General features: G+C 40.0%; 9 protein-coding genes. 6 read left to right on the top strand and 3 right to left on the bottom strand.

Features of this window, described 5'->3' with window-relative positions; genetic code table 11:
• Window positions 1-170: 170 nt before the first annotated feature.
• The 3 genes from SLH46_RS19890 to SLH46_RS19880 are packed head-to-tail and all read right to left on the bottom strand — an operon-like array spanning window position 171 to window position 4254.
• Window positions 171-1301, bottom strand: a complete 1131-nt coding sequence (locus SLH46_RS19890; RefSeq protein WP_320282976.1) for an AI-2E family transporter — start codon at window positions 1299-1301, stop codon at window positions 171-173.
• Window positions 1302-1354: 53 nt separating this feature from the next.
• Window positions 1355-2905, bottom strand: coding sequence for an asparagine synthase C-terminal domain-containing protein (locus SLH46_RS19885; RefSeq protein ID WP_320282975.1), 1551 nt, complete (start codon window positions 2903-2905; stop codon window positions 1355-1357).
• Complete coding sequence (locus SLH46_RS19880) at window positions 2902-4254, bottom strand: lipopolysaccharide biosynthesis protein (protein ID WP_320282974.1); 1353 nt, start codon at window positions 4252-4254, stop codon at window positions 2902-2904. The genes SLH46_RS19885 and SLH46_RS19880 overlap by 4 nt, the downstream gene beginning before the upstream one ends.
• A 138-nt stretch (window positions 4255-4392) precedes the next feature.
• Here SLH46_RS19880 and SLH46_RS19875 point away from each other — a divergent pair, with 138 nt between their 5' ends.
• From SLH46_RS19875 to lon, 6 genes are all read left to right on the top strand, one after another.
• Window positions 4393-5097, top strand: a complete 705-nt coding sequence (locus SLH46_RS19875; RefSeq protein WP_320282973.1) for a hypothetical protein — start codon at window positions 4393-4395, stop codon at window positions 5095-5097.
• Window positions 5098-5287: 190 nt separating this feature from the next.
• Entirely contained in the window at window positions 5288-6058 is a 771-nt protein-coding gene (locus SLH46_RS19870; RefSeq protein WP_320282972.1) for a Bax inhibitor-1/YccA family protein, read from the top strand.
• A 116-nt stretch (window positions 6059-6174) separates the two neighbouring features.
• Window positions 6175-7338, top strand: coding sequence for a GNAT family N-acetyltransferase (locus SLH46_RS19865; protein WP_320282971.1), 1164 nt, complete (start codon window positions 6175-6177; stop codon window positions 7336-7338).
• A gap of 51 nt (window positions 7339-7389) precedes the next feature.
• The gene (locus tag SLH46_RS19860) at window positions 7390-8556 is read left to right on the top strand and encodes a GNAT family N-acetyltransferase (RefSeq protein WP_320282970.1); all 1167 of its coding nucleotides are present in this window, start codon (window positions 7390-7392) and stop codon (window positions 8554-8556) included.
• 155 nt (window positions 8557-8711) lie between these two features.
• A complete protein-coding gene (locus tag SLH46_RS19855) occupies window positions 8712-8975 on the top strand; it encodes a type B 50S ribosomal protein L31 (RefSeq protein ID WP_320282969.1) in 264 nt (87 codons plus the stop codon).
• A 264-nt stretch (window positions 8976-9239) separates the two neighbouring features.
• Window positions 9240-11693 carry an endopeptidase La gene (gene lon, locus SLH46_RS19850; RefSeq protein WP_320282968.1) on the top strand — a complete coding sequence of 818 codons (2454 nt, stop codon included), beginning with the start codon at window positions 9240-9242 and terminating at the stop codon, window positions 11691-11693.
• Window positions 11694-11703: the final 10 nt, after the last annotated feature.

Raw genomic sequence — 11703 nt, 5'->3', positions numbered from 1 at the left:
AAATATAGGCCTTTCTATTCAGACTTAACCTATTAACAATAAAAAGACCTTAAGGTTCTGAAATGATTAAATTTTTTACGTTAAATAGCTGGGAATGTTTGGGAAAAGTGATTGGTTAGATTTATGAAAAATGTTATTTCGATTTCTAATATCGATTAGGCAAGGGAGTTTTAGTCCTTGACTTTCTCTTTTTCGAGGTGCTCGGTTAGCTTTTTTACCAGTTTCATATTCTCGAAAAATTCGGCGGCAATCACCCTGATTATGGTATAAACAGGAATCGCGAGGATCATTCCGATTATGCCGGCCATACTTCCTGCGGCCATTATTACAAGGAAAATTTCGAGCGGATGTGCTTTTACGCTACTCGAGTAAATAAGTGGCTGAAAAAGTACATTGTCGATCACCTGAACAGAAAGAAAAACCAGTGTCATCCATCCCAAAACAGGTAAAACCTCGTTCATAAAATCGAGATTAATATGTAAAGCTGCCCCAATAAGTAATCCAAGTGCTGCCCCCATCCACGGACCCAGATAAGGAATTACATTGAACATTCCACAGAAGAGGCCAATTACAACCGCATGATTAAATTCGATGCCAACAATGGTGAGACCGATCGTGTCGAGCAACATCACCATAAAAACCTCTAAAAGTAATCCGATAAAATAACGGCGTAATAAGTAGGCAATGGAATCGAGAATATGGGCAACTTTTTCCTCCAGATGAGTTGGAACCAGAAGGATAATAAATGTGCGAAACATTGTTTCTTCTTTCAGGAAGAAAAAGGTGATGAATGAAACCGAAAAGAATCCGATTAAAAGTTCTCCCACTGTCCCGGCAACCAGTCCAAACCAATTCGAGACTTGCGAAAAATCAATTTCAGCCCCCAGGTTTTCTGTTACAATATCCATAAAATTCTTCGATTCAATGCTCACTGCATCTTTGTGAAAAATGTGCAACAGGTTGAGCAGGGGGTCTTCAATAGAATCGAGAACCAGCGTAAAGTCGATTTGTGATAAGGTTTCCACTTCGCTGAGCAAGAGTGGAATAATGAATCTGAAAAAAGAAATGAAAACAATCCACAAGGAAACAAGTGTTGCAAAAGCAGCCAGACCTTTAGGGATTTTAAAACGTTTGTATTTTATTTTTGTTAGCCAACGCGTTAGCGGCCGGCCAATAAACGAAAGTACTACGGAAATAAGAATGTAGGTAACAATGGCACTGAAATACCACAACAGAAAAATGATAAAAAGAAGTCCGACAATAAAAAGTGTATTGCGTGTCCAGCCTTTAAGTTGAATCATTTTTGTTCGTTTTTAACAAATATAACCAAATTTGGGATGATCGAAATAGTTTGTCATTTTGTTTGAGAAGCCAAAAAATTCAGATACCACTGAACGATATAAGCGTTAAATGAATGTGGTTTAACCGGATGTTTCATTTTTATATTTTGTCGTAATTGGTTGGTTATTTCGCGGTAGAAAATACTGTCGTTCATTGGGTAGTAAACAGTTTTTAGTTGATGAGGAGCCACTTTTATCAGTCGGTTTTTTAATGCCTGCAATTTTGGGCTTTCCTGATCTGAAATTTGCTTCAGCTCAAAATCAACCTTGTGTTTTTTGAAAAAATGATCTTCTAGTGCTTTGTTGTAAAGACGCTCCCTGTTTTTGTTTCGGGCATCAATACTGCTAAAAAATTGCAAGCTTTTTCTGTCAAAAAGTGGCATTAAAACATCAACTCCGAAAAAGGTATAAACCTGATTTGAGTTGCTTATAAACTTACTCTGTCGTTCTTGCAAGTCCCAAAAATCGTAAGCTTTAGCCGGAGAAAGATTTTGTTCTTCAAAAAATCTCTGATTCAAATATTCTTGAAGCTCAGATCTGAACTGTTTAATCGAAGGATAGGAGGTTCCGAATGCTTCTGAAACTGTTTTTCCAAGTTCAGATGGTTGCAGATTCATAAGCGAATCTTTAAAATGGGAACCTCTTAAAAAATCACCTGGATGCCCGGGAAATGCCACTGTATCCTGGTCAACAAGTTTATTTTCAATCAAGTGTTTTATAGCAAAATAATCCTGCAAATAAGGCATCGATGACAGGTGTGCTGAAAATTGAACGTAGTCGATAAATGTAGGATCTTCCTGAAAACCGTTGATCAACGCCTCGTTGTATTCAATAAATTGATATCGTAGTCCGAGTTGTTTAGCTACTTTCTGTGCTGTTGACTTCTCTGAATTATTTGCTCTGCCCCAGGTGGCGCACAATACCTTTTTATGTCCAAGTTCAGCCAGCAGGCAAGCCAGTAAACGTGAATCGTATCCACGGGTAAGTGGAAGCAAAACCTGTCTCTCCTTAATGTGCTCGTAATAGCTTTCAAATACCAATGTTAAATGGTTGGCTATTTCCAAAGTCGTCTTGGTCTCTGTTGAGTTTTTGGCCTTTTCTGCAAGAAAATGTGACTTAGCTTTATCTTCGTTCTTTTGTAAAACCACCAATTCTCCCGGCAGAACCTGATTGATCGATTTGTTTAAAGTTCTTTCAAACGGCGTTACTCCAAATTGCAAAAAGTAGGACGCTGCAAATTCATCGATTTCCGGTTGTTCTTCTTTGCCAAAAAGACTTTCGGGACGGTCACTGATCGCCAATCTAGAATTCGAATTTATGTAAAAGAGCGGATAAGTCCAGCTAATACTGCAAATCGCCCAAATTTCATTTTCCTTTTCAACAACAATTGAAAATTGGCCGTTTAGTTCGCCCGCCAATTTTTTGAATTGCTCAAAATCTGTACAATTATTCTGTATGAGTGCTACAAAATCCTGACCCGTAAAAAATGTTTCTCCCGACCAGGCAAATCCCGCCGTAAAAACATTTCCTCCTTTGGTCCAGTTATATTTTTTGAGATCAATCATTTGAGCAGCCAGATTTTAATTACAGCAAAAGGAACAATTAAAAGCATCATTTTCAGCAAATACAAAATTGCGTGTTTTAGGTTAACCCCGGCCAAAAACAAGGAATAAATGGTTAAAAAGGCGAAAAAGACAAGTCCTGTGAAACTGTACAAAACAATGGTAGAAACCACGTCTTTCAGAATTAAGCCGCCAATTAGTAAACTGGTTGCACGGGCAATCAACATCAGGATGTTATACCACATCGACACGTGTTGTTTTTCTTTTACGATAAGAATGGCCGAAAGCGGAGAACCAAGCATTACAAAAAATAGCCATGGCGAAATTAGCTGTGCCAGGTAACCCGAAAATGCCCATTCTGCTCCAAAAATCAGGCTGAAGATTTGTTCGCCCCAAAATCCTAAAATGGTAAACGGGATGATTCCAAGAATAACCTGTTTCCGAAATAATGAAAACGTTGAATTGGCCAGTGTATCCGGATTTTCATTTAGCGATTTGGCATTTTGAATATAAACACTTGAAATGGAAACACTCAGCAACTGAACCGGAGTGCTGATATACCGGTGCGAGAACGAATAGAGTCCGAGCATTTTATCGCCGAAAAACGGCTTAAACAGGAATATGGGAAGCTGACTGCTGATAAAATTCATGACCTCGGAAAGAATCGAGAATTTTGGGAATTTGATGTAACGTTTTGCCAATACCTTTTCCTCGGGTTTGAATTTCCCAAAACGAAAAAGGCTGGCTTCGTTTATTTTTAGTGAGAATCCAAAAAAGGTGATCATTTGCGCAGCCACTGCACCCAAAAACAATCCTGAGGCTGGAAAAACGAAAAATGCGCATTGCAAAACTCCGGTTAAAATTGCCCGGCCAATTTCTAAAATCGAAAGTTGGCGGAACTGCTTTTTGCTGATGTACAAATTCCGGATTAGCTGGATAGAACTAAAAAAATAGGAATAAAATGGAACTAAAAGCAGGTTTAGTTTCTGATCGTCTTCGGATTTAATAAGTAGAATAATTGCGACAACGACTACAAGTGCTGCCAGATTCACTGCCGAATTTATCCGCTGCGCAAAACTGATTATTTGTTTGCGTTCGTGCGCTTCGTCAACCAAAATAATCGCCTTTTCGTATTTGCCGGTTGAAACAATCGACAGGGCCGATGCGATGGTCAGGTACAAGGCAAAATAACCAAATTCCTCGGGTGCATATAAACGCGCAATTGCCAAAGCAAAAACAAAGGGCACCATTCGGGAAATGAACATCCCTGTGAAAAGCGAGGCAATGTTTTGGTAAAATTCACTTTGGTTAAACCTGTGGATAATATTTTTGAAATAGCTGGAAACGTTCATGCACTTATAACACCGTGTCTTATTTTATGTAAATATCATAAAAATAATTGCATCGGTTAAGCTTTTTCGCGAAAACGAAGAAATACAGGTGCTTTTTATATTTTTGTTCGTTGAACTTTAAAACGGGAAATAGCAAGAATGGATTTTATTCTCGATAACCAGGAAACGGAAAAGAAATTTCAGCAGCTGATTCGGGTAATCAGGTTGCGACAGAGTGGAGAAGTTGCAGAGGCAATGAACGAACGCGGCATTTCGTATAAAATGAACTGGGGCGTGTCGTTGCTCGATTTGCGCGAAATTGCCCAATCGTACGAAGCTGATCATTTGCTGGCGCTCAAACTTTGGAACAAGCAATGGCGCGAAACGATGATACTTGCTACTTTGCTTGATGAGCCATCGGAAGTGACTGAAGAACAGATGGATTTCTGGACAAAAAGTTTCGAGAATGTTGAAATAGCAGAACAGGCCTCAACCAACCTGTGGGTGAAAAGTAAGTTCGCTTTTATTAAAGCCATGGAATGGTGCCGAGGGAAAAAACATTTGGTGCGTTTCACCGGAGTTCATTTGATCGGCCGTTTGGCAATTACTGAAAAGAATGCCATCGATGAAATGTTTGAGCCTTTTTTCGAAGAGCTGAAAACCCTGGCAAAAGATAAAAAGCTGTATACGCCAATTTATCGTTCGGTTATTGGAATGGGGTGCCGCTCAAAAGTTTTGAACGAACAATGTGTTGAGCTGGCAAAAGAATTTCAGTTGAGCGATTCCGAAAACGCAGTAAAACTGGGCGAGAGTCTGTTCGAGGAATTGACCAGTGAGTACGTGCAGGAACGATTTAAGGAATAGTCTGAGGGGTGCTGGATTCTCGATACTAGATTCTGGATGCTCGCAACTCGCAACTTGTATCTCGTAACTCAAACAGTTAACTTTCTTTAACTGCAAAGCTGTCATGACAGAACTTCGTGGCAGGTTCTTTGTTATTTCTGACACGACTCAGTAAAACAGAAAACTGAGAATTGAACTTTTAATTTTAAAAATGATGAATCTATCAAAATCTTCAAATCCTGTATTAAAAGAAAAAACTTTTAGCAGAGATTATACAACACAGTCGGATGTGATGACTGTAAACGGAACTGTAAATAAAACAGCATTGATGTTGCTGTTGGTAATTGCCGGAGCCGTATTTACATGGAATAAATTTTTTGAAGTTGTTGCCACCAATCCCGAAGCCGGATTAGCTGCGGTTGGACCATGGCTTGCAGTTGGTGCTATTGGAGGATTTATTACTGTTTTAGTAACTGTATTCCGTCCGCAAAGTTCGGGAATTTCAGCACCAATTTATGCGGTTTTTGAAGGGCTGTTTTTAGGTGGAATTTCAGCAGTATTCGAAATGCAATACTCCGGAATTGTAATGCGAGCAGTAATGCTTACGCTTGCCGTTTTTATGGTGATGTTATTTTTGTATCGCTCGGGAATCATTAAAGTGACACAAAAATTTATGATGGGAGTTGTTGCTGCAACAGCCGGTATCGCGCTGGTTTATTTTGTCAGCTTTATTGCCGGAATGTTTGGTGCACAACTATCGTTTTTGTACGGGAATTCACCACTTAGCATCGGAATCAGCCTGTTTGTTGTTGGCATTGCCGCACTAAACCTGGTACTTGATTTTTCATTTATCGAAAGGGCTGCAGAATCAGGCGCTCCAAAATATATGGAGTGGTACGGAGCATTTGGTTTAATGGTAACACTTATTTGGTTGTACCTCGAAATTTTGCGCTTGCTCTCTAAAGTTGCAAGTCGCGACTAGATAACTCAAATTAATTATTGGAAAGAGGACTTATCCTGAATGAAAGGGTAAGTCCTTTTTATTTTTAAAACGGATGTGTTATTTTCGAATATTGTTCAACCAAAAACCAAAGAGGTATGGAGCTTATTCAGGTTACCGGTAAATACCTGATAGATGATTTTCATAAAGTGCCGGAACAAATTTATAAAGACGATCCCAACTGGATTCCTCAACTTCGAATGATGATCGAAGATACGTTCGATCCGGCAAAAAATGCACGTTTTCAGAAAGGCGACGCCCGGCGTTGGGTGCTAAAACAAAACGGGAAATTGATTGGCCGGATTGCTGCATTTTACGATGAAGATTATTCATCTGGCTACGATCAGCCTACAGGGTGCTGTGGATTTTTTGAGTGTATAAACGACAAAAAAGCGGCTTTTAAACTTTTCGATACGGCACACGATTGGCTTAAGGAGAAAGGTATGGAAGCGATGGATGGTCCGATAAACTTCGATGAGAACTTCTTCTTTTGGGGGCTGTTAAAAGATGGTTTCCAGCCGCAAACTTTCGGAATGCAATACAACCCGGCTTATTTTAACGAGCTGTTCGAGGCCTATGGATTTAAAACCTATTACGATCAGTACAGTTACTCACTCGATATCACAAATCCGGATCTACCGGAGCGTTTTTGGAAAATTGCAGAGTGGGTGGCGCAAAAACCGGGATATACCTTCGAGCATTTTTCATTTAAAAACCAGGATAAGTGTATACGCGATTTTCTCGAGATCCATGAAAAAGCCTGGGGAAATCATGGTAATTATAAGCCGATTGAATTTCGGTTGCTGAAAGATCTTTTAACGAGTGCAAAAATAATTCTCGATGAGGAATTTATTTGGTATGCCTATCACGACGGCAAACCAATTGCCTTTTTTATGCAGATACTCGACTTGAACCAGATTCTTAAAAAGCTAAAAACAGGTAAACTGAATTTGTGGCAGGGCCTTAAATTATTGTATTTAAAAAAGCGCAGAACAATTACACGCTGCCGGGTTATTGTTTTGGGGGTAATTCCCGGTTATCAGGGTAAAGGAATCGAGTCGGCAATTTTTCATCATTTAAAGAAGGTGATGTTGCGAAAATCGTGGTACAACGATATGGAAATGAGTTGGATTGGAGACTTTAATCCTAAGATGAATGCCATGTTTAAATCCTTTGGTGCCGATCGCACAAATACCCATAGTACTTTGCGTTATTTATTCGACCGCGAGAAAGAATTTGTACGTGCCCCGATTATTGAATAAAAATGGTATTTGTTGTGATTTTTTAAACTATTATTGCGACAAATTTTAAAGATGCAGTTAATAGAAGTCGTTGATAGGGGGACAAAGAAACAGTTTCACCAGGTACCACACATCATTTACAAGAATGATCCAAACTGGGCCGCTCCTTTACAGGGGATGGTTGAGGGAATCTTTGATCCGAAAAAAAACAAAACCTTTCGTAATGGGAAAGCCATACGCTGGATTTTGATTGACGATAATGGAAAATTAATCGGAAGGATTGCTGCATTTATAAATTTTAACCTGGCAAAAACTTACGAGCAACCAACAGGTGGCTGTGGTTTTTTCGAGTGTATCGACGATCAGGAAGCTGCAAATTTACTTTTTAAAGCGGCTGCCGACTGGAACAAAGAAAATGGCATGGAGGCCATGGACGGCCCGATAAATTTTGGCGAGAACTATGTAAACTGGGGATTGCTGGTTGATGGTTTTATGCCACAGGGATTTGGAATGCCTTACAATCCAAAATATTACGAGAAGTTATTCCGTGAATTTGGTTTCGAAGTGTATTTCGAGCAGTATTGTTTCCATCTCGATTACACTGTTCCTTTTCCCGAGCGTTTCTGGAAAATTGCGGGATGGGTAGCTAAGAAGCCGCAATATCAGTTCAAACATTTCGATTTTAAAAAAGCCGATAAGTTCGTAAAAGATTTTTGTGAGATTTACGATGCAGCCTGGTCGTTTCACGAGCATTACAAACCACTCGACCCGGACGATCTGTATGATTTTCTGACCGAGTCAAAAGCGATTCTCGATCCGGAAATGATTTGGTTTGCATACGCCGAGGATAAGCCAATTGCGATGTTTGTGATGATTCCGGATATTAATCAGTTGCTGATTAAACTGAATGGGAAACTAAATCTCCCCGGAATTTTAAAGTTCTTGTATTACAAAAAGAAAAATGTAATCAACCGAACCCGGATTTTCCTGATGGGAGTTGATCCGAAATATCAGCGTGCCGGAATCGAATCCGGAATTTTCTGGCATCAGGAGCAGATAATGAAAAAGAAATCGCACCAACATTACAAAGAAGTGGAGTTGTCGTGGGCCGGTGATTTTAATCCAAAGATTATTTCAATTTACGAAGCGACAGGCGCTAAAAAGGCCAAAACACATTATACAATGCGGTATTTGTTCGACCGAAGTAAAAAGGTGACAAAGGCTCCGCTAATTAGTTAGGATTAACAACTTGTTTAATAAGCAAATAAATAGGATAAGTTTTTGGAAAGTTGCAAACAATATATATCTTTGCAGCCCGAAAATAGATTAAGAATATAAATTTTCGAATGGATTGCACAGCGAGAGTGTAACCATTCAGCAAACAATAAAGCAAAATGAAAAAAGAAATTCATCCACAGGAATACAGACTGGTAGCTTTTAAAGATATGTCGAACGGACATACTTTTATTACCCGCTCTACTGTTGACACAAAAGAGACAGAAACTATCGACGGCGTTGAATACCCGGTTTACAAACTGGAGATTTCAAACACTTCACATCCATTCTACACAGGTAAAACTAAACTTGTGGATACTGCAGGACGTGTTGATAAATTTATGAGCCGTTACGGTAAGCACATGGAAAACAGAAAGAAATAATATTTCTTACAGATATAGAGAAAAGCATTCGTCGGTTAGATGAATGCTTTTTTTATTTCTAAAAATTCAGATTTGTCTCATTCCGTAGAGGCGATGGTGCAAATTTGTCGGGTTATTCTCCGAATTTTGATGAACAATCCGACATGGTAAGCAGTCTGTGTAAATGGCATGGCTATTGCTTTACTGTACTGTACACAAAAAACCGGCAATGTTTTGCCTGTTCTGTCCGTTTAACGACAGAATGTCATTATTATAAAAAAGAAAATGGGTAAATATAAAAATACAGTTTTTCAAACAATGTTCGGATCGGGAATGATGGATGACGAATCAGACTTTCTACCAATTATTGCCGATGGCGATGATAAGGATTTAAAGAATGTTGAAGTGCCGTCGGTTCTTCCGATTTTACCTTTGCGTAACACCGTTTTGTTTCCTGGCGTGGTTTTGCCAATTACCGTTGGCCGCGAACGATCGTTAAAGTTGATTCGCGATGTAAACCGTGGAAGCAAACTGCTGGGTACCGTAGCTCAAAAAGACTATACGGTTGACAAGCCCGAAGCAGAAGACCTCTACGAAATTGGTACGGTGGCCGAAATTATGAAGGTGCTGGAAATGCCCGATGGATCGACATCTGTGATTATTCAGGGTAAACGTCGTTTCCGCATCAATGAGATGGTAAGTGAAGATCCGTATTTTAAAGCTTCTGTTGAGCCCTTAACAGATATTACCTCGAAAGATGACAATGAATTTAATGCCATTGTTGGGTCGTTAAAAGACCTGTCGATAAAAGTTGCGCAGTTCTCGGCCAATGTGCCGCCTGAAGCAACTTTTGCCGTTAAAAATATCGAGAATTCTACCTTTTTGATCAACTTTATTTGTTCGAACACAGACATTAATGTTGACGATAAACAAAAGCTTTTAGAGATTGAAAGCCTGAAAGATCGCGGAATTCAGGCGATTAGTTTTTTGGTGAAAGAAGTTCAGATGCTGGAGCTGAAACATGATATTCAGAAGAAGGTAAAAACCGACATGGATAAGCAACAACGCGAGTTCATGCTGAACCAGCAAATGAAAACCATTCAGGACGAATTGGGTGGAAATCCTGTAGAGCAGGAAATTAGAGGACTTAAAGAAAAGGCAAAAAAGAAAGAATGGTCGAAGGACGTGGATGAGTTTTTTCACCGCGAAGTAGAGAAGCTGGGACGTTTAAATCCAGCAGCCGGTGAATATTCGGTGCAGTTTACTTTCTGCCAGACTTTGCTTGATTTACCCTGGAATGAATATACCACTGATAATTTCGATCTGAAGCACGCCAATAAAGTGTTGGATGAAGACCACTACGGACTTGAAAAAGTGAAAGAACGTATATTGGAACATCTGGCAGTTTTGAAATTGAAAAACGATATGAAATCGCCGATTCTTTGTTTGTACGGCCCTCCGGGGGTTGGAAAAACATCGTTGGGAAAATCGGTTGCACGTGCCCTTGGGCGTAAATATGCGCGAATGAGTTTGGGTGGTTTACACGACGAGTCGGAGATTCGCGGTCACCGTAAAACCTACATTGGTGCAATGCCGGGGCGTATTATTCAGAATATTAAGAAGGCAAAATCGTCGAATCCGGTGTTTATTCTGGATGAGATCGATAAGGTTTCGAAACACTTTCATGGCGACCCGGCTTCTGCACTGCTTGAAGTGCTTGATCCGGAGCAAAACGGAGAATTCCATGACAACTACATCGAGCATGATTACGATTTGTCGAAAGTAATGTTTATTGCAACTGCAAACTCGTTGAGTACCATCGCTCCACCTCTGCGTGATCGTTTGGAATTGATAGAGGTGAGTGGTTACCTGGTTGAGGAAAAAATTGAGATTGCAAAACGTCACCTGATTCCAAAACAGCTGGAGAATCACGGATTGAAAAAATCGGATATTACCTTCCCAAAAGATATTATCGAGCTGATTATCGACGGTTACACCCGCGAAAGTGGTGTGCGCGAATTGGATAAAAAGCTGGCAAAACTGGTTCGTCGTGTTGCCAAAAAGATCGCTTTTGAGGAATCGTATAATAAGAAACTAAGTAAAGCTGATGTACGCGAATATTTGGGTGTTACCGAGTATTCGAAAGAAAAATACCAAGGCAACGATTTTGCCGGTGTGGTGACAGGTTTAGCCTGGACCGCCGTTGGTGGCGAGATTCTTTTCGTAGAAACCAGCCTAAGCAAGGGAAAAGGTGCTTTAACGCTTACCGGAAACCTGGGCGATGTGATGAAAGAATCGGCAATGCTGGCACACGAATACCTGAAATCGCACGCTGAAGAGTTGAATCTGAAGTCTGAAGTTTTTGAGAAGTGGAATGTGCATGTTCACGTGCCTGAAGGAGCTATTCCAAAAGATGGTCCGTCGGCGGGGGTTACAATGGTAACATCGCTGGCATCGGCATTTACGCAACGCAAAGTGAAGAAAAACCTGGCTATGACAGGTGAAATAACCTTGCGCGGGAAAGTACTGCCGGTTGGAGGTATTAAAGAGAAAATTCTGGCTGCAAAACGTGCCGGAATTACCGAGATCATACTATCGGAGCAAAACAAGAAAAACCTGGAAGACATTAAAGATGCCTACATAAAAGGGTTAAAGTTCCACTTTGTGAATACGATAATGGATGTGCTTGATGTCGCACTTTTAAAGGCTAAAGTGGACAAGCCAATGAAGATTGAATAGTTAATATTAC

Source organism: Draconibacterium sp. IB214405, from assembly GCF_033963885.1.
Lineage (GTDB): Bacteria > Bacteroidota > Bacteroidia > Bacteroidales > Prolixibacteraceae > Draconibacterium.
This window is presented reverse-complemented; position numbering and strand designations above follow the sequence as displayed.

Coding starts and splice junctions, on each gene's coding strand:
- lon (WP_320282968.1), top strand. CDS start 9,240: ATGGGTAAATATAAAAATACAGTTTTTCAAACAATGTTCGGATCGGGA.
- SLH46_RS19875 (WP_320282973.1), top strand. CDS start 4,393: ATGGATTTTATTCTCGATAACCAGGAAACGGAAAAGAAATTTCAGCAG.
- SLH46_RS19865 (WP_320282971.1), top strand. CDS start 6,175: ATGGAGCTTATTCAGGTTACCGGTAAATACCTGATAGATGATTTTCAT.
- SLH46_RS19880 (WP_320282974.1), bottom strand. CDS start 4,254: ATGAACGTTTCCAGCTATTTCAAAAATATTATCCACAGGTTTAACCAA.
- SLH46_RS19890 (WP_320282976.1), bottom strand. CDS start 1,301: ATGATTCAACTTAAAGGCTGGACACGCAATACACTTTTTATTGTCGGA.
- SLH46_RS19855 (WP_320282969.1), top strand. CDS start 8,712: ATGAAAAAAGAAATTCATCCACAGGAATACAGACTGGTAGCTTTTAAA.
- SLH46_RS19860 (WP_320282970.1), top strand. CDS start 7,390: ATGCAGTTAATAGAAGTCGTTGATAGGGGGACAAAGAAACAGTTTCAC.
- SLH46_RS19870 (WP_320282972.1), top strand. CDS start 5,288: ATGATGAATCTATCAAAATCTTCAAATCCTGTATTAAAAGAAAAAACT.
- SLH46_RS19885 (WP_320282975.1), bottom strand. CDS start 2,905: ATGATTGATCTCAAAAAATATAACTGGACCAAAGGAGGAAATGTTTTT.